Origin of the sequence: Amnibacterium sp. (genome assembly GCF_036559085.1) — a bacterium.
GTDB lineage: Bacteria > Actinomycetota > Actinomycetes > Actinomycetales > Microbacteriaceae > Amnibacterium.
This window is the reverse complement of record NZ_DATBTU010000015.1, coordinates 1-22,433: the sequence shown is the minus strand read 5'-3', so window position 1 is coordinate 22,433 and position 22,433 is coordinate 1. Positions and strand designations below refer to the sequence as shown.

Here is a 22,433-nt window from a genome sequence, read left to right as displayed (position 1 = left end):
ACAGCCGAGGGGCCACGATGACCTTCTCGGGCCTCAAGGGCTGACCGTCGGCACCCGCCGATAGCGTCGAGGCTCGTGCTCGCGCCCTACCGATCGATCCTCGCGCGGCCCGGCGCCTTCCCGTTCTCGGCGCTGGGCCTCTTCGCGCGCCTCGAGATCGCGATGGTCGGCCTCGGCCTCGTGCTGCTCGTCCAGCGGACGACCGGGTCCTACGCGCTCGGCGGCGCGGCGGCCGGCACCTTCGGCATCTGCTCGGCGCTCGCCTCCCCCGCCGTCGCGCGGCTCGCAGACCGGTTCGGGCAGGCCCGGCTGCTGCGGGTCGCCGCCCCGATCCACGGGCTGCTGATCGTGGCGGTCGTGCTGCTCGCGGTGCTCGGCGCCCCGTTCGTGCTCGTGCTGATCGGCGCCGGCCTCGCCGGCGTCACGCAGGTGTCGGTCGGCGCGCTCGTGCGCGCCCGCTGGGCGCTGATCCTCGACGGCCGCGACCTGCAGGTGGCCTTCGCGCTCGAGTCGGTGCTCGACGAGGTCGTCTTCGTGGCCGGCCCGATCGCGGTGACGCTGCTCGCCGCCCTCGTGCATCCGGCCGTCGGGCTGCTGCTCGCGGCGGTCACCGCGGTCGTCGGCTCGCTGCTGCTCGCGGGGCAGCACCGCACGCAGCCGCCCATCGGCGACGGCGCCCCGCATCCCGAGCACGCCCGCGGGCCGGTGCTGCGGATGCGCGGCATCCTCGTGCTCGTCGCGGTGTTCGCGGCCGCGGGCGGCATCTTCGGGTCGGCGGAGGTCTCCGTCGCGGCACTCGCGAAGGCTGCCGGCGTCCCCGCCGCTGCGGGCGTCGTGCTCGCGCTCTGGGCGACCGGCAGCATGCTCGGCGGCCTCGTGTACGGCGCCATCCGCTGGCGGGGCCGGATGCACCGCCGCTTCGCGGTCGTCGCCGTGCTCCTCGCGGTGCTCACGATGCCGATGGCGCTGGTGCCGCCGATCCCGCTGCTCGCGGGCATCTTCTTCGTCGCCGGCATCGCCATCGCGCCGGTGATCGCGACCGGCTCCACGCTCGTCGAGACCCTCATCCCTCGGGAACGGCTCACCGAGGGCCTCGCCTGGACGAACACCGCGCTCAGCCTCACCTACGCGCTCTCGGCGGGCGTCGCGGGTGCCGTCATCGACCGGGCGGGGCCCGGCGCCGGCTTCGTGGTGCCGGCCGCGGCGGCGTTCGCTGTGGGCGTGCTGGCCCTGCTCGGCCTGCCGCGCCTGGCCCCACCCACCCGCGGAGAGAGGATCGGACCATGTGCCGACTCCTCGCCTACGCGTCCCGCACTCCCGTCACCCTGAGCGACCTGCTCGGCGCGGACGAGCTCGCCGAGTTCACCGACCTGTCGCGCAAGCACGCCGACGGATGGGGCTTCGCCTGGGCCGATGAGCAGGGCGTCGGCACCTACCGCGCCGCCGACGCCGCGCACGCCAGCCCCGGCTTCGCGCAGGTGTCGCAGGAGCACCGCACGGACCTCGGCCTCGCGCACGTGCGCTGGGCGACGCTCGGCGCCACGGCCGTCGAGAACACGCATCCGTTCTCGGACGGCGCGATCGCGATGGCGCACAACGGAACCATCAGCCAGGCTGAGGCGCTCGACCCGTTCCTCCCCGCCGACCTCGCCGCGCTCCGGAAGGGCTCGACGGACAGCGAGCGCTACGCCCTCGCCACCATCGCCGCGGCGAGGACCGCCGACCCGGCTGACGCCCTCGCCGAGACCGCCTCGCTGGTGGCCGACACGCTGCCCTTCTCGAGCCTGAACGCGATGCTCATCACCGACCGGGAGCTCGTCGCGCTCAGCCGCTACAGCCCGGAGGCCGAGGCGCGCGAGGCGGAGCACGAGTACTACCACATGCGCTACCGGGTGACCCCGGACGCGGTGATCGTCGCGTCGAGCGGATGGGGCCACGGCTGGGAGACGCTCGGCAACGGCGAGGTGCTCGTCGTGCAGCGGCACACCCTGGAGGTCGAGGTCCGGACGGTCGCGGAGCTGCCCGCCGCCGCCTAGGCAGGCTGCGCGGTCAGCCCTCCGCGGTCGGGGTGCGCTCGAGCAGGGTGCGGGCGAGCACCGTCGCGCCGGCGACCGCGGCCGGCATGAGGACGACCGGCGCGAACGGGAGAAGGAACAGCGCCGCGACGGCGGTGCCGAAGCCGAGCACACGCATCCGGGAGCCGCGGACGGCGCGGAGCCGGTCGCGAAGGGCCAGGCCTCGCGCGGCGAACGGCGTGCCCGTCAGCTCGAGCACGAGCAGCCGGCCGCCGAGCACGAGGCCGGCGGCGACCGCCAGGGCGGTGCCGGCGACCGGGATGAGCCCGACCAGGAACGCGACCAGCGCGACGAGCAGCCCGGCGCCGGCGAGCACCGCGCCCTCGCCGGCCGCGCGCAGCACGCCGGCGAGCACCGGCTCCTCCACCTCGTTCGGGGCGTCGCCGAGGCGCTGCTCGACCGCTCGCGAGATCCGCTCGTAGAACGGATCCCCCACCGTCAGCACGACCGCGGTGAAGACGAGCACGAGCAGCAGCCCCGACACCAGCAGGATCGCGACGTCGAGCAGGGTGCGGAGCGCTTCGGCCAGCGCCGGCGACCAGGTGTCCGCGAACGGCGTCATGCCGGCCGTGATCCCGGGCAGCAGGGCGACGAGGCCGCCGAGGAGGCCCGCGAACAGCAGCCCGACGATGGCCGCGGGGATCGCCCCCAAGAGCATCAGCCGGGGCGACGTGCCCCACACCGCGAAGCCCCGGCCGAGGTCCGCGACGCCGCCGGCGAGCTCGCGGAACGGGTTGCGGCGGGGAACGGGCACAGCGAGAGCGTCCCATCCCGGGCATAGGTTTGGATGAGGGATCGAGGACGATCCGGAGAGGCGGGACCGGCATGGCTGCGGTGATCGTGGGGTACGCGAGGACCCCGTTCGCGAAGTACATGGGGGCGCTCGCGACCGTGCCCGCGACGGTGCTCGGCGGGCACGCCATCCGCGCCGCGCTCGAGCGCGCGGGCGTGCAGGGCGACCAGGTCGACCGCGTGCTGATGGGTCAGGTGCTGCAGGGCGGCGCCGGCCAGGGCCCCGCACGCCAGGCGGCGGTCGGCGGCGGCATCCCGCTCACGGTGCCGGCGGCGACCCTCAACGTCGTCTGCCTCTCGGGCACGGAGGCCGTGGCGCAGGGCGCGATGCTCATCGAGACGGGGCGGGCGAGGATCGTCGTCGCCGGCGGCATGGAGTCGATGACGCTCGCCCCGCATGCGTGGCCGGGCTCCCGCCTCGGCCACCGCTACGGCGCGGTCGAGTTCCTCGACACGATGGACCACGACGGCCTGTGGGACGCCTTCGAGCACATCGCGATGGGCGCGTCCACCGAAGCACACAACGCCGAGCACTCGGTGACGCGCGAGGATCAGGACGCCTGGGCCGCCGAGTCGCACCGCCGGCTCGAGGCCGGCGCGGAGTTCCTCGAGGCCGAGATCGCGCCGTACACGATCAGGGGCCGCAAGGGCGACACGGTGCTCTCGATCGACGACGGGCTCCGCAAGGGCACCACGGTCGACTCGCTGTCGACCCTCGCGCCCGCCTTCGGCACGGGCGGCGGCATCACCGCCGGCAACGCCTCGCAGATCACGGACGGCGCCGCGGCGGTCGTGCTCGCCGACGAGGCGGTCGCGGCGGAGCTCGGCCTCACCGCGACGGCGCGCATCCTCGGCTCGGCCTTCGTCGCCGGGCCCGACGTCTCGCTGCACGCGCAGCCGTCGAACGCGGTCCGCCGGGCGCTCGACACCATCGGCCGCTCCGCCGACGACCTCGCCGCGGTCGAGATCAACGAGGCGTTCGCAGCCGTCGCCGTCGTCTCGACCCGCGAGCTCGGCGTCGACCCCGCCATCGTGAACGCCTACGGCGGCGCGATCGCCCTCGGGCATCCGATCGGCGCATCCGGCGCCCGGATCGTCGGGCACCTCGCACGGCGACTCGCCGCGCAGGGCAGCGGCGCGTTCGGCGCGGCCGGCATCTGCGGCGGTGGCGGCCAGGGCGCCGCGGTGCTGCTCGAGGCGATCTAGGCCGGAGGCGCGGATGCACACGGATCTCACCGGGAAGCGCGCCGTCGTCACCGGCGGCGCGAGCGGCATCGGCGCCGCCACCGCGAAGGCCCTCGCGGACGTCGGCGCGCACGTCGTCGTGGCGGACCTCGACGGGGAGGCCGCCGGGCGCGTGGCGGCCGCGATCGGCGGCGAGGCGTGGCAGGTCGACCTCTCGAAGCCCGCCGCGCTCGACGACCTCGTGCTCGAGGCGGACGTGCTCGTGAACAACGCGGGCGTGCAGAGCGTCAGCCCGATCGAGCAGTTCGACCCGGCGCGCTGGCGGTTCATCGTCGACCTGATGCTGGTCGCGCCGTTCCAGCTCGTGCGCGCCGCGCTGCCCGGGATGTACGAGCGCGGCTGGGGCCGGGTCGTGAACATCAGCTCCGTGCATGGGCTGCGGGCGAGCCCCTACAAGTCCGCGTACGTGGCGGCGAAGCACGGCCTCGAGGGCCTCTCGAAGACGATCGCGCTCGAGGGCGCCGCGCACGGCGTGACAAGCGTCTGCATCAACCCGTCCTACGTGCGCACGCCCCTCGTCGAGAAGCAGATCGCCGACCAGGCACGGGTGCACGGCATCGGCGAGGACGAGGTCGTGGAGAGGATCATGCTCGTCGAGAGCGCGGTGAAGCGGCTCGTCGAGCCCGAGGAGGTCGCGGATCTCGTCGTCTGGTTGACCGGCGACACGGCCGGCATGGTGACGGGCGCCTCCTACGCGATGGACGGCGGATGGACCGCGAAGTGACCGGCTTCACCGACGGCTTCGTCGAGGTCGACGGCGGCCAGCTCGCCGTCGCCGTGCGGCCTGCGGAGCCGGGCGCTCCCGTCGTGCTCGCGGTGCACGGCATCACCGCCTCGAGCCGGTCCTTCGTCGCGCTCGCCCGCGCGCTGCCCGAGCTGCGCTTCGTCGCCCCGGACCTCCGGGGCCGCGCGCGCAGCAACCGGCTGCCGCCGCCGTACGGTCTTCAGCAGCACGCGGCCGACCTCCGCCGGGTGCTCGACTCGATCGGCGCGGACCGGGTGACCCTGATGGGCCACTCGATGGGCGGGTTCGTGGCCACCCTCCTCGCGGCCGTGGAGCCGGAGCGGGTCGGCTCGGTCGTCCTCGTCGACGGCGGGATGCCCCTCGTCGCGCCGCCCGGGCTCGACGTGACCGACGCGAGCCGGATGCTCGGACCCGTCTTCGCGCGGCTCGCCCGGGTCTTCCCCTCCCACGAGGCGTACCGGGACTTCTGGCGAGCGGCGCCCGCCTTCGCCCGCCCGGGCGACTGGACCGAGGACGTCGAGACCTACGTGGACTACGACCTCGAACCGGTCGACGGCGGCTTCCGCGCATCCGCGAACCCCGAATCGGTCACCGCGGATCAGGGCCAGCAGTACGGTGCGCCGTTCCACCTCGAGGCCCTCGGAGCGCTGCAGCAGCCCGTCACCCTGCTCCGCGCGCCACGCGGGCTGCAGGACGACCCGCCGGGGCTCTACGCTCCGGAGCGGGTGTCGGTCTTCGCCGAGCTCGTGCCGCAGCTGGACGTCGTCGAGGTGCCCGACGTGAACCACTACACCGTCCTCATGACGAGCCCCGGCGTCGAGACCGTCGCGGCCGTCGTCCGCGCAGCGACGAAGGAGTCCTGATGCAGACCGTCCTCCCCGGCATCCACGTCACCCAGGTGCGCACCGAGCGCCTCACCGCGAACGTGATCGAGCGGCCGGGCGCCGGACCCGTCGTCGTCCTCATCCACGGCAACGTGTCGTCGTCGCTCTTCTACCAGCCGCTGATGCTCGGCCTGCCCGAGGGCATCCGGGCCCTCGCGATCGACCTGCGCGGCTTCGGCGACAGCGAGGTGCTGCCCGTCGACGGCACGCGAGGGCTCCGCGACTTCGCGGACGACGTCGCCTCGGTGCTGGACGTGCTCGGCACGGGCGCCGTGCATCTCGTCGGCTGGAGCATGGGCGGCGGGGTCGTGCTGCAGCTGCTGCTCGACCGGCCCGACCTCGTCGCGTCGCTCACCCTCGAGTCGCCGGTCTCCCCCTACGGATGGGGCGGCACGACGGCCGACGGCACGATCCTGAACGGCGGCGCGGGGTCGGGCGGCGGTGGCGGGAACCCCGGCTTCATCGCGGCGCTGAAGGCCGGCGACCGCTCCGACTCCCCCACCTCGCCGAGGACGATCTACCGGACGACCTACGTGAAGCATCCGGAGGGGATCGAGCACGAGGACCTCTGGGTCGAATCGATGCTCACCACCGCGACGGGCGTCGACAACTACCCGGGCGACGCGACGACGACCGACGCGTGGCCCGGCTTCGCGCCCGGCACCCGCGGCGTGCTGAACACGATGACGCCGGACCACCTCGACCTCACCGGGATCGTGGACGCCGATCCGAAGCCGCCGATCCTCTGGCTGCACGGGGCCGACGACGTGATCGTGTCGGACGCGTCCTACTTCGACCTCAACCTGCTCGGCTCCATCGGGGCGGTCCCCGGCTGGCCGGGCGCGGAGGTCGCGCCGCCGCAGCCGATGGTCACGCAGACCCGCGCCGTGCTCGACCGCTACCGCGCCGGCGGCGGCCGGGTCACGGAGCTGCTCGTGCCCGACTGCGGCCACTCCCCGCACCTCGAGGCGCCGGAGGTGTTCACCGCGGCGCTGCTCGAGCACATCGGCGCCTGACCGCGGCTCAACGGCGCAGGTCGACCGGGCGGCCCGTGAGGAGCGACTCCCGTGCCGCGAGCCCGAGCCGCAGGGCGGCGAGCGCGTCGGGGACCGCGCCGTGCACGGGTGTCGAGCCCTCACGGACGTGGGTGAGGAAGTCGGCGACCTCGACCGCGTACGGATCGCCCGGATCCACCTCGGTCAGGGATGCGCTGGAGCGGGTCTCGACCCGCAGCTCGCTGCGCGGCGGCTGCCCAGCGCGGAATGCGTAGTGCGCCCGGCCGCGGTCACCCCGCACCTCGAGGTCGGTCTCGAAGGGCCGCTCGGGCGGCAGGTCCCAGCCCACCCGCACCGTGCCGCGGCCACCGCCCGCGTGCTCCACGACGGCCTCGACACCCTCGTCGACCGGGGCCGAGGTCACGCGCACCGCCGGGCCGAGCAGCAGGAGCAGCTGGTCGAAGTCGTGCACCGCGAGGTCGACGAGCAGCCCGCCCGACCGCGCCTCGTCCTGCAGCCAGGCGGGCCGGTCGGGGTCCGAGCTGAGCCGAGCCGCCCGCACCTCCGCCACCTCGCCGAGCTCACCGCGCCGCACGAGGTCCCGCACCGCCGCATACCCCGGGAAGAAGCGGACGACGTGCGCCACCATCAGGAGCCCGGGACCGGCGGCCGCACGGCGCAGCAGGGCCTCGCCCTCCTCGACGGTCGAGGCGAGCGGCTTCTCGAGCAGCACGTGCTTGCCCGCGTCGAGCGCCCGCAGCGCGAGGCGCACGTGCGAGTCGGTCGGCGTGCAGATCGACACGACCTCGACCGCGGGGTCGGCGAGCACGGCGTCGAGGTCGATCGTCGCGCGGGCGCGGGGTGCATCCGCCAGTGCTCGCGCGGTCCGCTCGCTCACCACCGCGAGCACCTCGGCGTCGGGTTCGAGCGTCCGCCAGGCTGCCGCATGGGCGGCCGCCATCCGGCCGGTCCCGACGATGGCGACCCCGGTCACGGCGCTCCCCTCATCCAGACTGCGCACTTCATTGACGGCCTCGGCGCGCCTCCGTAGCGTCCGAGACGACGCGACCCCATGCTGCAGCACCAGGGCGGCGACGTCGACGGCGAGGAGGCCGAGTCCGATGATGGGTTCACGAACCAGGTGGCGGCGTCTTGCGCTCGCCGGCGCGACCGTGGCGGCGCTCACCTTGAGCGCCTGCTCGTCCGGCGGAGGCGGCGGGTCCGCGACACCCTCGAGCGGGTACAAGCCCGGCTCGCTCGACCGGAAGTACGCCGGCACGACGATCACCGTGATGATGCCGCCCTGGGGATCGTTCAAGAAGCCCGTCCTGCAGCAGTTCACCGACAAGACCGGCATCAAGGTCGACATGCAGACGCTGGCGTGGGACGCCATCCACGACAAGGTGGTCACCACCGAGGCGAGCGGCCAGGCGCCGGCCGACGTCGTCGAGATGGACTGGACCTGGGTCTCGCAGTTCGGCGCGGCCGGCTGGTTCGCACCGCTCGAGACCTACCTCTCGAAGGCGCAGCTGCAGGACTCGGTCGGCGCGCCCACGTTCGTGCAGGGCGGCCACCAGATCGGCGTCCCGTACTCCCTCGACTTCCGCGGCACCGAGGTCGACATGACCATGCTGAAGAAGGCGGGCGTGACCACGCCCCCCGCCACCTGGGACGACGTGCTCACCGATGCCCGCGCCGTGAAGAAGGCGGGCGTCGTCAAGTACCCGATCGGGATCCCCCTGAAGATCCTGGAGGGCACCTCCACCCCCTGGTACGCGCTGGTGCGGAGCTCGGGCGGGCAGATCCTCACCCCGAAGGGCAAGCCGGCCTTCACCTCCGGCACCGTCGGGGCGGACGCCCTCGAGTTCATCCACACGGCCTACAGCGAGGGTCTGATCGATCCTGGAGCGATCGGGCTGACCGACCAGCAGGTGGGCGACGACTTCGCGGCCGGGCAGTCGGCCATGGTGCTTTCGACGGGCCCCGGCGGGAACGCGCAGTTCACGGACCCCGCCAAGAGCAAGATCTCGAAGGACCAGCTCCAGTTCACCCACGTGCCCGGGCAGAAGGACGCGACCGGTCCGACGGTGAGCCTGGAGGAGGCGCTCTCGATCCCGAAGGCGTCGAAGCACCCGGAGGCGGCGGCCGAGTTCATCACCTGGTGGCTGCAGCCGGCGCAGCTGATCACCGCCTACCACGACCCGGACATGGGGCTCCTGCCGCCCAGCCAGACGGCCCTGCAGCAGCTGGCCGACAGCGGCAAGCTGGCCGATTCGAAGACGATCCTCGCGCTCGCGCCGAACATCCAGCCGGTGATCCCCGGCGGCGCCCCCACGTGGTACTCGAAGTTCAGCGCGGCCGCAGCGTCGACGATCCAGTCGGTGGCCCTCGGCCACACGTCCGCCTCCGCGGGCGCCGCAGCCCTCGCGAAGCAGGCCGAGCAATTCGGCTCCCAGGGGTAGGGGTGCAGCCCGGCGCGACCACGAGCGCGATCCCGGTGACGGGCGGCCCGGTTCAGGACCGGAGCCGCCCGGCACACTCCCGTTCCCGCCGTCGCGTGAACCGGCTGGGCCTGGCGCTCGTCGCGCCCGCCTTCGCGGTGATCGCGGTGCTGGTGCTGTATCCGAGCATCAGCAGCATCGTCGGCAGCTTCCAGCGGTACGAGCTGACCGACCCGAACAGGTCCTTCTCCGGGTTCCGGAACTACGTCGAGGTCCTCACCGACCCCGCCTTCCTCCAGTCGCTCGCCAACACCGCGGGGTACTTCGTCGTGATCACCCTCGCGGTGCTCCTGATGGGGCTCGCCACGGCCCTCTGGCTGCAGAGCCTCCGTGGCGTGTGGCGCGCCGTGGCGCTCACCGTCGTCGTGCTGCCATGGGCCGTCCCCGGCACCGTGGCGGGCGTGCTCTGGTCGTTCATCCTGAACCCGACGGGCGCGGGCCTGCTCAACTCCGTCCTCAAGTCGCTGAATCTCATCAGCGGGTACCAGGCATGGCTGAACATGCCGCTGGCGGGGATCGTGGTGATCGGGCTCACGGTCGCCTGGAGCGCCGCGCCGCTCGGCGTGGTGGTGCTGCTCGCCGGGCTCGAGGGGATCCCCCGCGAGATCTACGAGCAGAGCCTCGTGGACGGTGCCGGGCGGGCGAAGCAGTTCGTCTCCATCACGCTGCCCCTGCTGCGCCCCGCGCTCGCGATCGTCCTGCTGAACGGCGCAGTGCTCTCGATCGGTCTCTTCGACCAGGTGTACGTGCTCGTCGGGCTCGATCCGCAGAAGATCACCGTCGCCGGCTCGATGTACCTGTACGCCTTCCGCGACTTCAACTTCGGGTTCGGGTTCGCCGCATCCGTGATCGCGACCGCCATCACCGCGGCGATCTCGCTCGTCTACCTGGGGCTCGTGTACCGCGAGGAGGAGTACTGATGCGAGGAGGACGGACCGGCCACGGGCCGTTCTGGGGCGCCGTGCGGATCCTCGTCGGCGTGCTCGTCGTCGTCTGGTCGCTGGCGCCCATCTACTGGGCGACGGTGATCGCCTTCGCGACGCCTGCGGACATCCGCCGCTCACCCGCCGCACTGCTTCCGCAGGGCTTCAGCCCCGGCAACTTCGGCCGCCTGCTCGCGCCGGGCTCCGCCACCGCCGACGTCTTCGTCTCGGCACTCGGCAGCTCCGTCGTCCAGGCGCTCGGCACGACAGTCCTCACCCTCGCGGTCGCGCTGCCGGCGGCCTACGCCTTCGCACGCCTGCGCTTCGCGGGCTCGAGGGCCCTGCTGGTCGTCATCACCGTGACGCTCGCGGTTCCGGTCTACCTCGTGCTCATCCCGCTCTTCCAGCTCGCCACGGCGACCGGGCAGATCAACACGCAGCAGGGGGTCGTGCTGGTGCTGACCTCCGCGGCGCTGCCGCTCGCGATCTGGATCCTCCGGAGCCACATCGTGACGCTCCCCGAGGACCTCGAGTCGGCAGCCCGACTCGACGGCGCGGGCACCTTCCGGGTGCTGAGGAGCGTGGTCGGCCCGCTCGTCGCACCGGGGCTCGTCGCAGCCGCGGTCGTGACGTTCCTCGCCAGCTGGGGCGCGTTCCTCGTCCCGCTCGTGTACGCGAACACGACGGGCACCGAGCCCCTGACGGTCCTGATCCCCACCTTCGCCAGCAAGTTCAGCAGCGACTACGGCCTGCAGTCGGCAGCCGGACTGATCGCCGTGCTGCCGCCGGTCGTGCTCGTCGTGCTGCTGCAGAAGCACCTGCTGTCCGGGCTGCTGAAGGGCGCCACCAGATGACGAGCCTGCGGGACGGCACCGACGACGACCTCGCGGCCGCGTGCGGCATCGCCGGCGCCACCCTCGACCTCGACCCCGAGGACGCCGACCGGATCCCGCGGCTGCTCTGGCCCGAGGACGACGGGACCCGCCGCATCCGCCTGGTCGCCGTCGACGACGACGGCGTCGTCGGTGTCCTGCTCGGCTCGCTCCAGGGAGCGGATGCGTTCCTCGACCTGGTCGCGGTGCGTCCGGCCGCCCAGGGCCGCGGGATCGCCGGATCGCTCCTCACGGAGTGGGAGCGCCGCGCCGCGGCCGCCGGTGCGATGCGATCGCTCGCCGGCGAGAACCTCCGCACCTACGCGTGGCCGGGCGTCGACGTCCGGTACACCCCTGCGCTCGCCCTGCTGCTGCGGCGCGGCTACGTCCGCACGCAGATCGTCTACAACATGGACCTCCCGCTCACCGGCTGGTCGGCTCGCGCCACCGACGGCGCCGCACGCCTGGCGGCCGCCGGCATCCTCGTGCGGCGAGGACGCCGGGAGGACGGCACGGCGCTCCGGGCACACGCGGAACGGCTGTGGTCGGAGGTCTGGGTGCGGGAGACGGCGGTCGCCCTGCGCCGCGAACCCGCGCCGATCTTCCTGGCCCTGCGCGACGACCGGGTCGTCGGCTTCGCCGCGCACGGCATCCACCGCCCCTCGCTCTACGGCCCGATCGCCACGGATCCCGCCGAGCAGGGCAACGGCATCGGCGCGGTGCTCTCCGCGCTCTGCCTCGACGACATGGCGGCACGTGGGGTGCGCACGGCGCAGATCGGCTGGGTGGCGGAGGCCGCCATCCCGTTCTACTCCCGGACGGCGGGCGCCCGGCTCGGCCGGTGCTTCTGGATGATGGCGAAACCGTTGACGGCGCAGGAGGAACGCGGATGACCGAGGCCAGGACCGGGTGGACCTTCGTCGTCTGCGACTCGCTCGAGAAGGTCTTCGCGGACGAGGCGCCCAGGGCGATGACGACCGAGATCCCCCTCAGCGCGTTCGGCTCCGAGACCGTGTCGTTCCAGGTCGCCTTCCGCCCTCCCCCTGCGCAGTCGTTCGACGAGGTGGGGGCGGTCCTGATCGAGGTCGGCGGGGCTGCCGCGCCACAGACCGCCGTCTCGAGCGTCGACCTCGTGCCGTGCACGCTCGTCGCGTTCGAGCCCCACGACGGCGGCTGGCTGCGCGACACCGCCGGGCTCTACCCCGACCTGCTGCGGCCCCTCGGGCCGGACCACCGCGTCGTGCCCCACCTCGGCGGATGGCGCGCCGTGTGGTTCGCCGTCACCGCGCCGAAGGACACCGACGCCGTGCTGCCGGTCGAGATCGTCGTCCGATCCGAGCGGAGCGGCGCCGTGCTCTTCCGGACGACGGTTCCCGTGCAGGTGCATCCGCAGGCGCTCCCCGAGCTCGACATCGTGAACACCCAGTGGGTGCACGGCGACGGCCTCGCCGACTTCTACGGCGTCGAGGTCTTCGGCGAGGAGCACTGGCGTCTGCTGGAAGGGGCGATCGGCAAGGCGGCCGAGATGGGCGTCAACTCGGTGCTCACCCCCGTCTGGACCCCGCCGCTCGACACCGCGGTCGGCGGCGAGCGCCGCCCGGTGCAGCTCGTGGACATCGCCGACGAGCACGGCGAGTACCGGTTCGACTTCGCGCGGCTCGAACGCTGGATGGAGGTGTGCCATCGGCAGGGCATGCGGTACCTGGAGGTGGCGCACCTGTTCACGCAGTGGGGGGCCCGGAGCACCCCGGCGATCTCGGTACGGACCGGATCGGGCGTGGAACGCCGGTTCGGCTGGCACACGGAGGCCACCGATCCCGAGTACCGACGGCTGCTGGAGGCGCTGCTGCCGGCCCTTCGCGGCGTCCTGGACGCCGGATGGGGCCTCGAGCGCGTGATCTTCCACATCTCCGACGAACCCCACGGCGCCGCGATGCTCGAGTCCTACACGGCGGCACGGGCGGTGGTCGAGGATCTGCTCGCCGGCTGCACGATCGTGGACGCGCTCAGCGACTACGCCTTCTACTCGTCCGGCGTCGTGGAGCATCCGATCGTCGCCATCGACGCCCTGGACCCGTTCTTCGACGCCGAGGTGCCCGGCCTCTGGATGTACTACTGCGTCGGCCAGCACACCGGGGTCGCGAACCGCTTCATCGGCCAGCCGTCGACCCGCAACCGCGTGCTCGGCACCCAGCTGTTCCGGTTCCATGCGGCCGGGTTCCTGCACTGGGGCTTCAACTTCTACAACGCGCACCTGTCGACGCGGCCGATCGACCCGTTCCAGGACACGACCGCAGGGGGCGCCTTCCTGGCCGGGGACCCGTTCATCGTCTATCCCGGCGACGACGGCCGGCCATGGGAGTCCATCCGCTTCCGGGTGTTCGCCGAGGCGATGACCGACCATCGCGCGATGCAGGCCCTCCGGGATCTCGCGGGCGAGGAGGTCGTCCGCCGGATCATCGACCCGGACGGGACCCTGAGCATGACCCGGTACAGCGACGATCCGGACCACTACCGCCGCGTGCGAGCGCGGCTCACCGAGGAGATCGTGCGCCGCTCGTCCTGAGCGTCCGGCATCACACGAACGCGGGCACGCGGATGCGGCCGGCCTCGGCGAGGTGGGCGACGGCCTCCCGCACCGCGTCGAGCGCGGTGAAGGCCGGCGCGTAGCCGAGCCGGGTGCGGGCCGCGTCGATGCTCATGACGTGGCTGCGGGCGACGTGCTCGTAAGAGGTGTCGGCGTGCTCGGGCGTCGTGGTGGCCCGCCACTCGTCGAACGGCAGGAACGCGAGGTCGGGGTCCGCGCCGAACCAGCCGGCGACCGCCTCGGCGAAGCCGCGCAGCGCGAGCGCCCGCTCGGCGACGACGTGGAAGGCGTGCCCGGTCGCGGCGCCGGGCTGCTCGAGGGCGAGCTGGAACGCCTGCGCGACGTCGTCGGCGTGCACGTGCGCGAGGGTCTCCGCGCCGAGGTTCGGCAGCACCACGCGCTGCCCGGTGGCGAGCCGCTCCCAGACCGTGAGGTCGAGGTTGCCGACCGGGTTGATGACCGCCCAACCGGGTCCGCTGATGTGGCCGGGATGCAGCACCGTGCCGCGCACGTCGCCGCGCGCCGCCGCCTCGAGCACGAGCCGCTCGATCGCGGTCTTCTGGATGCCGTACTCGCCCCACGGGTGCCGCCGATCGGACTCGCGGGCGGGCAGCGCGGTGAGGCGGCCGTGCACCCAGATGGTGCCGCACATGAGCAGCTGCGCGCCGGTGCCGGCGAGGGCGGCGAGCAGCTGCGCCGCGGAGTCCTCGGTGAAGCACGCCATGTCGATCACCGCGTCGGGCTGCAGGGCAGCGACCCGCGCGCCGAAGACGCCGGCCGCGTCCTCCTCGGCCCGGTCCGCGACGACGCGGGTCACGCTGTCCCAGGCGGGATGTTCCCGGTAGAGCCGCTGCCGCCCTCGCGAGACGGCGACGACGTCGTGGCCGGCCTCGACGAGCCGGGGGACGAGGTAGCCGCCGACGTGGCCGGTGGCACCGATGACGATCACGCGCATGCGGTCATCCTGCCGGGCGCTCCCCCGTGCCGGCTGCGGATCTCAGCCCTCGCCGGGCACCTGCGCCGCGCGACGGGGACGGATCCGCTCGCCGAGCTCGGCCGGGGCGACCATCGCCTCGACCGCGGCGACGGCGAGCACGGCGGCGATCACGAGGAACGCGACGCGATACGGCAGCAGGCCACCGACCTCGCCCGCGATCGCCGTGCCGGCCCGGAGCGCGACCGCGCCGACGGCGACCCCGAGGCCCGCGGCGATCTGCTGGATCGTCGAGGCGAGCGTGTTCGCATCCGTCATCCGGGCCGCCGGCACGTCGGCGAACGCGACCGTGTTGTACGCGGTGAAGCCGATCGAGCGGGCTGCGCCGCCGAAGACGAGCAGGAAGCCGATCAGCGGCAGCGGCGTCGACGCGGTGAGGAAGGCGTTCAGCACCGCCGCGAGCACCGACGCGAGCGTCGCGAGCACGAGCACCGGCCGGAACCCGAACCGGGTGAGCAGCGGCGTCGTCGCCGGCTTGATGCCGAGGTTGCCGACGAACAGCAGCAGCACGAGGAACCCCGCCTCCACCGGCGACCAGCCGAAGCCCACCTGGAACAGCAGCGGCAGCAGGAACGGCATGGCGTTCACGCCGAGGCGGAAGGCGGATCCGCCCGCGTGCGCGAGCCGGAACGACCCGATCCGGAGCGCCGCGAGGCTGATGAGAGGGCTCGGCCTGCCGCTCAGGTGCCGCACCGCGAGCACGCCGACGCCGACCCCGACGACGGCGAGCGCGATCGCGAGCGGCCAGTCCACGTCGGTCGCGGCGAGCACGGACCCGAGGGCGGTGACCGCCGCGATGGAGACGCAGACGAGCACGAGGCCGAGCACGTCGAGGCGCGGGACCGAGGGTGCGGGGCCGCCGCGGATGAGCCGCCGGGCGGCGACGAGCGCGAGCACGCCGAGGGGCAGGTTGACGAGGAAGATCCAGCGCCAGCCGACGGTGGAGGCGAGCACGCCGCCGACGAGCGGCGCGATCACGGGTGCGGCGAGCGCCGGCCAGGTGAGCAGCGCCACGACCCGCACGAGGTCGGCCTTCCTCGTCTCCCGCAGCACGACGAGGCGGCCGACGGGCACCATGAGGGCGCCGCCGACGCCCTGCAGCACGCGGGCGCCGATCAGTTCCGGCAGCCCGGGCGCGACCGCGCAGAGCGCCGAGGCGAGCGTGAAGAGGGCGATCGCGGTGAGCAGCACGCGCCGGGCGCCGAAGCGCTCGGTGAGCCAGCCGGACAGCGGGATGAGCACGGCGAGGGTCACGAGGTAGGCGGTGATCGCGGTGCCGACCGCGGCGGCCGGCACCTGCAGCGAGCGCGCGATGCTCGGCACGGCGGTGATGAGGATCGTGCCGTCGAGGTTCTCCATGAAGAACGTGCCCGCGACCAGCAGCGCCATGCTCCGCCCGACCGTGGTCCCGTTCACCGCCAACGCCCTGCCCCTCACCGCCCGACCGCCGGACGGTTCACGCTAGGCCCCGGGACCGGGGATGGAGCGCGAGTGGGCCGCGCGGCGAGCAGCGCCGCGTGGGGATTCGGCTCATCATCAGGCAAGCGCGCGAAGATCGTGGGCTGAACGAACCTCGGCGCGGCTCCCTCGGCCGTCGAGGAGACGCGCGGAGGTGAGTCGGGTGCTGCTGCTCCCAGGGCTGCTCGTGCTCGTCGCCGTTCTCGTCGGGCTCGTCCTGCTCCTCCGTCCGGCGCTGATGCGCGCGCCGCACGTCGAGGTGGACCCCTACTCCCCCCGCATCAGCGCCGAGGTGCACACCGGCGAGGAGCAGGTGATGATCCACCTGGCGCGCTCCCTGCGGGTGGCGATGGGCCGCGATCAGGTCGGCTACGGCGAGATCTACGTGGTGTCGTCCGCCGGCGGCGTGATCAAGCTCGCGTCCCGGTCCGAGATCGGGCGCGGATTCGAGGGCGAGATCCGCGTGCAGCCGGCCCGCCGGGGCACCCTCGCCGAGTACTTCGTGCTGCGCCTGCCGGGCGACGAGAGCCTGCACTCGCGCGTGCTCCGTCTCGACCGTCAGATCGCGGACGCGCTGCACGGCATCGACCCGCACGCCGAGGTGCGGATGTACGCCGAGCAGACCGAGCGCAACCGCGACCGCGGCATGCCGCCGCTGTCGCTCGGCTGAACCCGGCTCAGCGCTCCGGATCGGCCTGCTGGCGGCCACTCGACACCTCGAGCGGTTCCCGCGGCGGGGTGGCCACCCCGTCGGCGAGCTTGACCTGCTCGAGCCAGATCGATTCGGGGTGGGTGTCGACGCCGTGCACGACGTCGGATGCGGTGCGCATCCGCGCCACCCGGTGGATGAGCACGCCGTAGCCGACCTTCGCGGCGACGTCCGCGGCGCAGAGCGCGAGGGTCTCCGTGGTGGTCCAGCCACCGCCCCAGACCTGGCCCTGCAGGCCGAAGACGATCGGGTAGACGAACCAGACGATCAGCAGCAGCAGCATGGCCGACCGGTAGGGGCTGCGCGCCATCGGCGGCAGGTGCGGCAGCGACTTCAGCACGGTCACGATCACGACGGCGTAGAGCACGGCGAAGAACACCGAGGAGATGCCGCCCCAGGTGGCGAGGGCGGCGACGTCGGTGCCGCCGCCGATCACGACGCCGCCGAGGTAGCCGAGCAGGATCATCAGGAACGCCGCCGCCACCCCGACCGCGCGCAGCCGGCGGGCGAGCCGGCCGGTGAGGGTGCTCACCGCGATCAGCTCGACGACGAGCAGCGGGACGCTGACCGACCAGTCCATGAACCGCGCGGACCAGGCGAACGCGGCCGAGTCGTTCGGCCGCCACAGGCCGCCGACGTGGTCGTAGCCGAGCAGGAACAGCCCGGCGATGACGACGTAGGAGGCGAAGGCGACGGCCGTCACGCCGATGCCGGTGAGCGCCGCGGGCCGGTACCGGGCGCTCACGTCGGTGCGGCTCGCCCACATCCGCAGCAGCGCTGCACCGAGCGCGAACGCCGCGACGACGATGCCGTAGAGCGCGAGCGAGTGCTCGGCGTCGGTGAGCGGCACGGTCCAGGGCGCCACGACGGCGTGCACTGCGATGGGCAACGGACCTCCTCGTTCCGGTGGCCGTTGCGGCCCGAACCATGGTGCGGGTTGCCCGCCGGGGAGAACCTGGGAGGACGCCCGGCACTCAACCGAGGAGCTCGCGCACGTCCTCCGCGGTGATGCCGAGCCCTGCGGAGCCCTCCACGTCCTCCATGACGGCGTCGAAGAGCTCGGCCTTCGCCGCCTTCAACGCCATCACCTTCTCCTCGATGGTGTCCTTCGCGACGAGCCGGTAGACGTACACCGACCGGGTCTGGCCGATCCGGTGCGCCCGGTCGATCGCCTGCTCCTCGGCCGCGGGGTTCCACCAGGGGTCGAGCAGGATGCAGTAGTCCGCCTCGGCCAGGTTCAGGCCGAAGCCGCCGGCCTTCAGCGAGACGAGGAAGACGTCGGCGTCGCCGGAGCGGAACCGGTCGATCGCCTGGTCCCGGCGCACGGTCGATCCGTCGAGGTAGGCGTAGCCGATGTCGGCCGCGTCGAGGCGCTTGCGCACCCGGCCGAGCAGCCGCGTGAACTGGCTGAAGACGAGCACGCGGTGACCCTCGTCGAGCGCGTCGCCGAGCAGCTCCTCGAGCAGGTCGAGCTTCGTGGAGGGCACGTCCTCGAGGTCGGGGTCGACGAGCGCCGCGTCGAGCGCCGCCTGCCGCAGCATCGTGAGCGCCCGGAAGATCGCGAACCGGTTGCGCCCGAACTCGTCGAGCAGGCCGAGCACCCGCTGCCGCTCCCGCGCGAGCAGCCGCTCGTAGACGGCGCGCTGCTCGGGATGCAGCTCGACCTCGAGCACCTGCTCCACCTTGTCCGGCAGGTCGGCGGCGACGGCCTTCTTCGTCCGCCGCAGCATGAGGGGGCGGATGCGGCGCCGCAGCTGGGCGAGCTTCTCCGCATCCCCTTCCCGCTCGATCGGCTTCTGGTACGCCTCCGCGAAGCCGGTCGGCGAGGGGAACAGCCCCGGCGCGGCGATCGAGAACACGCTCCAGAGGTCCATCAGCGAGTTCTCCATCGGCGTGCCGGTGATGGCGAGCTTGAAGGGCACGTCGATGCTGCGGACCGCCTGGTGGGTGGCGGCGTTGCGGTTCTTCACGAACTGCGCCTCGTCGAGCAGCATCCCGGACCAGCCGACCTGCGCGTACGCCTCCGCCTCGAGCCGGAAGAGGGCGTACGAGGTGATGACGAGATCCGCGTCGCCGACCGTCTCCCGGAGGGTCCGGCCGCTGCGACGCGTCGTCTCGCCGATCGCGACGACCTTCACGTCGGGCACGAAGCGGGCCGCCTCCGCCGTCCAGTTCGGGACGACGCTCGTCGGGGCGATGACGAGGAACCGGGGGCGGCCCTCGGCGCCGCCGGGGAGCCGCTGCGACGAGACGGCCCGGGCGACGAGGGCGAGCGACTGCACGGTCTTGCCGAGGCCCATGTCGTCGGCGAGCACGCCGCCGAGCGCGCTGTCGTAGAGGAAGGAGAGCCAGTCGTAGCCGGTCTGCTGATAGGGCCGCAGCACGGCCGGGAAGTGGGGCGGCAGCTCCTGCGGCGGGAGCCGGCCCTCGGCGCTGCCCGCGAGCCCCGCGACCGCGTTCCGCCACGAGTCGGCCTGCCGCTGCACGATCCCGAGCGCGGCGAGCTCCTCCCAGAGGGAGCCCTGGAAGCGGGAGATCTTCAGCGACCCGCCGCTGCCGCCGTCGCCGAGCTCGCGCGCCTCGGCGAGCAGGTCGCGCAGGCGCGAGAACGCGTCGGCGTCGAGCGGGAAGTAGACGCCGCCGGGCAGCACCATGTAGTCGTCGCCGCGGGCGAGGGCGCGGATGACGTCGGCGATGGGCACGGAGTCGTCGCCGACCTTCACCTCGATGTCGAGATCGAACCAGTCCCGGTCGCCGGCCCGCTCCGTGGTCGCGATGGTCACGACCGGCGCGCTCTCGGCCGGCCGGTAGTCGACCGGCTTGCCGCGCTCCTCGAGCAGCAGGCCCTCGATCCGCCGGATCTGCGGCAGCACGTCCCGCGCGAACGCGATCGCCGCCGTCCCCGCGAAGCCGAAGGTCGCCTTCATCCGGGACGAGCCCGGCACGAAGAGCTCCGGCGCGAGCTCGGGGGTGACGCCGGCCTCGGCGACGGTGTCGAGCAGCCGCCGCTCGGCCGCGACGTCGCGGAAGCCGTGCGCGCCGTCCGGGTCGAACGGCGAGCGCTCGACCGTGACGTCCTCGCCCGGCACGCGGTAGCGCCACCACCAGGTGCCCTCGACCGGCTTCGTCGCCGCGAAGCGCAGGGTGAGGCCGAGCACCGGCACGGGCAGCGCGGGCGGCGCGAAGGTGCCGTCGCGCGAGACGACCGGCAGCAGCGTGGCGAGGCGCCGGTAGTGCTCGGTGAGGAACGCGCCCTCCTCGGCGTGCGGCACGCGGATGGGGTCGTCGAGCCCGAGGAACGCGCGCGCCCGCGGGGCGACGGGCTCCGCGAAGCGCGCGAGGCCCACGACCGCCTCGGTGAGCGGCTCGCCGTCGGCGCGGGTCCACGTGGCGAGGCCGGTGGCCGGCTCGCCGATCAGCACGAAGGGCTGCGGCACGGTCGGCGCGGTCGCGGGGTCGCCGTCGGCGACGAGGGGCTTCAGCACGAGGCCCTCCCCGTCGCGGCCCACGTCGATCGCCGGGGTGGCATGGTGGGCGGCGAGCAGCAGCGGCGTCTGCGCCTTGCCGCCGGTGACGAGCCCGATCCGCTCGTGCTGCGCCTCGTCGAGCAGCGACCAGAGCGCGCCGCTGCGGGCGCGGTCGAGCGGCAGCCAGGTGCCGGTCGCGAGCGGCGCGGCGCCGTCGGTGAGCAGCAGGTGCAGCTCGCGGAGCAGGTGGGCCTGGCGGTCGTCGTAGTCGTGCAGCGCCGTCACCTGGGCGAAGTCGCGCCAGGAGATGCCGGTGCGCCGCCAGCGGCCGCCGGGGCCGAGCTGCACGGGCCGCACGGCGACCATCGGGTCGACCGGCCGGCGCGGCCCCTGCGGCCGGCCGGGCTGCAGCTCGAACCACAGCCCGAGCGGCGCGGTGCCGCTGCGCGGGTCGAGGCCTTCGAGGATGGGGTCGAGCGCGCGCCGCCAGGTGGCGCCGACGTCGCCGCGGGCGGTCGGCGCGGGCGTCCGCACCGCCTCGAGCAGCAGGGCGCCGACGTGCTTGCAGCGCTCCCCCACCGGGCAGTTGCAGAGGCCGGTCAACGGCTCCGGGCCGTGCTCGCCGATGCGCATCCGCACCCGGACGGAGTACGGCAGCCGCGCGGCGCCACGGACGTGCCCGGTGAGGATCGTGCGGTCGTTGCTCCACCGGGTGTCGGTGACGCGACCCTGCCGCTGGTACGCATCCGCTCGCCCGTACGACGCAGCACCGAGGAAGTGCCGCACGCCCGCTTCCGAGTAGATGTCGCACCCCCGAGTCCCGCCGTTCCCCGCGCGGGGAAGCGACCCACCAGTTTATGCCGCGTCCGGGACACCTCCGGCGGTGTCATCGGCCGTCGGCGGCGTGCCGCGTCGGTGAGCCCTCCTCCGGGTCCTCCCACGGCATCCGCCGGGTGTCCTCCGTCGGCTCGATCGGCACGACGACCACCGGGCGGTACTGGCGGTGGCTGAGCCGCACGGCGACGGACCCGGCGAAGAAGCGGCGCACCGCCCCACCGAACCCGTTCTGCCGGGTGCCGACGACGATCATCAGGGCGTTCTCCTCGTCCGCGACCGTCATCAGCGACATCGCGGCCTCGCCGACGAGCTCGCGCATCGTCCAGCGCACCTGCATGGGGCCGAGCAGCGCGTCGATCTCATCGAGGCGCTCCTGCGGGAAGAGGGGCTCGTCGCCGCCGGAGTCGGGGTCGATCGGGGCGGAGATCAGCGTGCCGTCCGGCAGGTCCTGCAGCACGTAGCGGCTGGAGTCGACGCTCACGCAGACGAGCCGGGCACGGAACGTGCGCGCGAACTCCGCCGCGACCTGGATCACCCACAGAGGTTGGTCGGGCAGCACCCCGACGACGATCACGGGTTCGACGAGCTCTCTGGGCTCGGACGTCTCTGCCATCACATGCCTCCGAGCGCATGATGCAGCCGAGTGCGGTCCCGGTCAACGGCCTTCCGGCATCCGTTCAGTCGCTGTACGGCCGGCGCTCCTCGCCGACGCTGTTGCCGCCGTCGACGACGAGCACCTGCCCGGTGACGTAGGAGGCGCCCGGCGTGCAGAGCCAGGCGGCCGCGGCGGCGACCTCCTCAGGGAGGCCGCTGCGCCGCATCGGCACGAGCAGGCCCTCCTCCGCCTCCGAGGGGAGCTGGGATGCGGTCGCGATCCAGCCCGGCGCGATCGCGTTCGCGGTGATGCCCGCCGTCGCCTCGTCCACCGCGATCGCGCGGGTCAGGCCGACGACGCCTGCCTTCGCGGCGGCGTAGGCCACGTCGCCGCGGCTCGCCATCACGGGCCCGGTGATGCTCGAGACCGTCACGATCCGGCCCCAGCCGGCCTCCCGCATCCCCGGCACGAGCGCCCGGGTCACGAGGAAGACGCTGGTGAGGTTCTGCGCGAGCGACGCGGCCCAGTCCGTCGGATCGGTCGTCACGTCGCCCGAGGACATCGACTCGCCCGTCGCGACCATGCCGGCGTTGTTCACCAGAACGGTCGGCCGGAGGTCGCCGAGCGCCTGGACGAGCGCGGCGACGCCCTCCTCGGTCTCGAGCCGCGCCACGACGCCGGTCGCGCGGACGCCCTGCGCGGTCAGCTCGGCCACGCGGTCGTGGATCCGATCCGTGGTCGAGGTCACGACCAG

20 protein-coding genes are annotated in these 22,433 nt (G+C 73.5%); 12 read left to right on the top strand and 8 right to left on the bottom strand.

From position 1 onward, the window contains the following. The first annotated feature begins 75 nt into the window (after positions 1-75). Together VIG76_RS02740 and VIG76_RS02735 are read left to right on the top strand one after the other, a co-directional pair. Positions 76-1,329, top strand: coding sequence for an MFS transporter (locus VIG76_RS02740; RefSeq protein WP_331950799.1), 1,254 nt, complete (start codon positions 76-78; stop codon positions 1,327-1,329). Next, a complete protein-coding gene (locus VIG76_RS02735) occupies positions 1,284-2,036 on the top strand; it encodes a class II glutamine amidotransferase (RefSeq protein WP_331950797.1) in 753 nt (250 codons plus the stop codon). Before VIG76_RS02740 ends, VIG76_RS02735 begins: the two co-directional genes overlap by 46 nt. Before the next feature lie 13 nt (positions 2,037-2,049). Here VIG76_RS02735 and VIG76_RS02730 read toward each other — a convergent pair whose 3' ends face one another. Then, on the bottom strand, positions 2,050-2,829 hold the full coding sequence (locus tag VIG76_RS02730; RefSeq protein WP_331950795.1) for an EI24 domain-containing protein: 780 nt from the start codon (positions 2,827-2,829) through the stop codon (positions 2,050-2,052). 71 nt (positions 2,830-2,900) lie between these two features. On the opposite strand from VIG76_RS02730, the gene VIG76_RS02725 reads away from it, so the two are divergent. Genes VIG76_RS02725 through VIG76_RS02710 form a run of 4 tightly spaced genes read left to right on the top strand, consistent with a single transcriptional unit; the run spans position 2,901 to position 6,757 of the window. Then, positions 2,901-4,073 (top strand): acetyl-CoA C-acyltransferase, encoded by a 1,173-nt coding sequence (locus VIG76_RS02725; protein WP_331950793.1) that lies wholly within the window; start codon positions 2,901-2,903, stop codon positions 4,071-4,073. Positions 4,074-4,086: 13 nt separating this feature from the next. Continuing rightward, positions 4,087-4,836: a 3-hydroxybutyrate dehydrogenase gene (locus tag VIG76_RS02720; protein WP_331950791.1), complete on the top strand. Its 750-nt coding sequence runs from the start codon at positions 4,087-4,089 to the stop codon at positions 4,834-4,836. After that, a complete protein-coding gene (locus VIG76_RS02715) occupies positions 4,821-5,720 on the top strand; it encodes an alpha/beta fold hydrolase (RefSeq protein ID WP_331950789.1) in 900 nt (299 codons plus the stop codon). The genes VIG76_RS02720 and VIG76_RS02715 overlap by 16 nt, the downstream gene beginning before the upstream one ends. Then, positions 5,720-6,757 carry an alpha/beta fold hydrolase gene (locus VIG76_RS02710; protein ID WP_331950787.1) on the top strand — a complete coding sequence of 346 codons (1,038 nt, stop codon included), beginning with the start codon at positions 5,720-5,722 and terminating at the stop codon, positions 6,755-6,757. Before VIG76_RS02715 ends, VIG76_RS02710 begins: the two co-directional genes overlap by 1 nt. A 7-nt stretch (positions 6,758-6,764) precedes the next feature. Here the strand turns inward: VIG76_RS02710 and VIG76_RS02705 are convergent, their stop codons facing one another. After that, entirely contained in the window at positions 6,765-7,730 is a 966-nt protein-coding gene (locus VIG76_RS02705) for a Gfo/Idh/MocA family protein (RefSeq protein ID WP_331950785.1), read from the bottom strand. A 127-nt stretch (positions 7,731-7,857) separates the two neighbouring features. Here VIG76_RS02705 and VIG76_RS02700 point away from each other — a divergent pair, with 127 nt between their 5' ends. The 5 genes from VIG76_RS02700 to VIG76_RS02680 all read left to right on the top strand — a co-directional run bounded on the left by VIG76_RS02700 (position 7,858) and on the right by VIG76_RS02680 (position 13,598). Further along, a complete protein-coding gene (locus VIG76_RS02700; RefSeq protein WP_331950783.1) occupies positions 7,858-9,198 on the top strand; it encodes an ABC transporter substrate-binding protein in 1,341 nt (446 codons plus the stop codon). Positions 9,199-9,293: 95 nt separating this feature from the next. Beyond that, on the top strand, positions 9,294-10,157 hold the full coding sequence (locus VIG76_RS02695) for a carbohydrate ABC transporter permease (RefSeq protein WP_331950781.1): 864 nt from the start codon (positions 9,294-9,296) through the stop codon (positions 10,155-10,157). Next, complete coding sequence (locus VIG76_RS02690) at positions 10,157-11,014, top strand: carbohydrate ABC transporter permease (protein ID WP_331950779.1); 858 nt, start codon at positions 10,157-10,159, stop codon at positions 11,012-11,014. The genes VIG76_RS02695 and VIG76_RS02690 overlap by 1 nt, the downstream gene beginning before the upstream one ends. Further along, on the top strand, positions 11,011-11,925 hold the full coding sequence (locus tag VIG76_RS02685; RefSeq protein WP_331950777.1) for a GNAT family N-acetyltransferase: 915 nt from the start codon (positions 11,011-11,013) through the stop codon (positions 11,923-11,925). Before VIG76_RS02690 ends, VIG76_RS02685 begins: the two co-directional genes overlap by 4 nt. Further along, positions 11,922-13,598 carry a DUF4091 domain-containing protein gene (locus tag VIG76_RS02680; protein ID WP_331950775.1) on the top strand — a complete coding sequence of 559 codons (1,677 nt, stop codon included), beginning with the start codon at positions 11,922-11,924 and terminating at the stop codon, positions 13,596-13,598. The genes VIG76_RS02685 and VIG76_RS02680 overlap by 4 nt, the downstream gene beginning before the upstream one ends. Positions 13,599-13,608: 10 nt before the next feature. On the opposite strand, the gene VIG76_RS02675 is transcribed toward VIG76_RS02680, so the two are convergent. Together VIG76_RS02675 and VIG76_RS02670 are read right to left on the bottom strand one after the other, a co-directional pair. Beyond that, positions 13,609-14,574 carry an NAD-dependent epimerase/dehydratase family protein gene (locus VIG76_RS02675; protein WP_331950773.1) on the bottom strand — a complete coding sequence of 322 codons (966 nt, stop codon included), beginning with the start codon at positions 14,572-14,574 and terminating at the stop codon, positions 13,609-13,611. 42 nt (positions 14,575-14,616) lie between these two features. Continuing rightward, the gene (locus tag VIG76_RS02670) at positions 14,617-16,029 is read right to left on the bottom strand and encodes an MFS transporter (RefSeq protein WP_331950771.1); all 1,413 of its coding nucleotides are present in this window, start codon (positions 16,027-16,029) and stop codon (positions 14,617-14,619) included. Positions 16,030-16,234: 205 nt separating this feature from the next. Here VIG76_RS02670 and VIG76_RS02665 point away from each other — a divergent pair, with 205 nt between their 5' ends. Next, the gene (locus VIG76_RS02665) at positions 16,235-16,741 is read left to right on the top strand and encodes a hypothetical protein (RefSeq protein WP_331950769.1); all 507 of its coding nucleotides are present in this window, start codon (positions 16,235-16,237) and stop codon (positions 16,739-16,741) included. Positions 16,742-16,748: 7 nt separating this feature from the next. On the opposite strand, the gene VIG76_RS02660 is transcribed toward VIG76_RS02665, so the two are convergent. The 4 genes from VIG76_RS02660 to VIG76_RS02645 all read right to left on the bottom strand — a co-directional run. Next, the gene (locus VIG76_RS02660) at positions 16,749-17,669 is read right to left on the bottom strand and encodes a bacteriorhodopsin (protein WP_331950767.1); all 921 of its coding nucleotides are present in this window, start codon (positions 17,667-17,669) and stop codon (positions 16,749-16,751) included. An 85-nt stretch (positions 17,670-17,754) separates the two neighbouring features. Beyond that, positions 17,755-21,033 (bottom strand): DEAD/DEAH box helicase, encoded by a 3,279-nt coding sequence (locus tag VIG76_RS02655; RefSeq protein WP_331950765.1) that lies wholly within the window; start codon positions 21,031-21,033, stop codon positions 17,755-17,757. A gap of 100 nt (positions 21,034-21,133) precedes the next feature. Further along, positions 21,134-21,697, bottom strand: coding sequence for a universal stress protein (locus VIG76_RS02650; RefSeq protein ID WP_331950763.1), 564 nt, complete (start codon positions 21,695-21,697; stop codon positions 21,134-21,136). Positions 21,698-21,761: 64 nt separating this feature from the next. Next, positions 21,762-22,433, bottom strand: a 672-nt coding sequence (locus VIG76_RS02645) for an SDR family NAD(P)-dependent oxidoreductase (RefSeq protein ID WP_331950761.1), incomplete at its 5' end; no start/stop codon positions are given.

Excerpts from the sequence above, each read along its gene's own strand:
- VIG76_RS02735 (WP_331950797.1), top strand. The coding sequence starts at position 1,284 with ATGTGCCGACTCCTCGCCTACGCGTCCCGCACTCCCGTCACCCTGAGC.
- VIG76_RS02725 (WP_331950793.1), top strand. The coding sequence starts at position 2,901 with ATGGCTGCGGTGATCGTGGGGTACGCGAGGACCCCGTTCGCGAAGTAC.
- VIG76_RS02720 (WP_331950791.1), top strand. The coding sequence starts at position 4,087 with ATGCACACGGATCTCACCGGGAAGCGCGCCGTCGTCACCGGCGGCGCG.
- VIG76_RS02715 (WP_331950789.1), top strand. The coding sequence starts at position 4,821 with ATGGACCGCGAAGTGACCGGCTTCACCGACGGCTTCGTCGAGGTCGAC.
- VIG76_RS02710 (WP_331950787.1), top strand. The coding sequence starts at position 5,720 with ATGCAGACCGTCCTCCCCGGCATCCACGTCACCCAGGTGCGCACCGAG.
- VIG76_RS02700 (WP_331950783.1), top strand. The coding sequence starts at position 7,858 with ATGATGGGTTCACGAACCAGGTGGCGGCGTCTTGCGCTCGCCGGCGCG.
- VIG76_RS02690 (WP_331950779.1), top strand. The coding sequence starts at position 10,157 with ATGCGAGGAGGACGGACCGGCCACGGGCCGTTCTGGGGCGCCGTGCGG.
- VIG76_RS02685 (WP_331950777.1), top strand. The coding sequence starts at position 11,011 with ATGACGAGCCTGCGGGACGGCACCGACGACGACCTCGCGGCCGCGTGC.
- VIG76_RS02680 (WP_331950775.1), top strand. The coding sequence starts at position 11,922 with ATGACCGAGGCCAGGACCGGGTGGACCTTCGTCGTCTGCGACTCGCTC.
- VIG76_RS02675 (WP_331950773.1), bottom strand. The coding sequence starts at position 14,574 with ATGCGCGTGATCGTCATCGGTGCCACCGGCCACGTCGGCGGCTACCTC.
- VIG76_RS02650 (WP_331950763.1), bottom strand. The coding sequence starts at position 21,697 with ATGGCAGAGACGTCCGAGCCCAGAGAGCTCGTCGAACCCGTGATCGTC.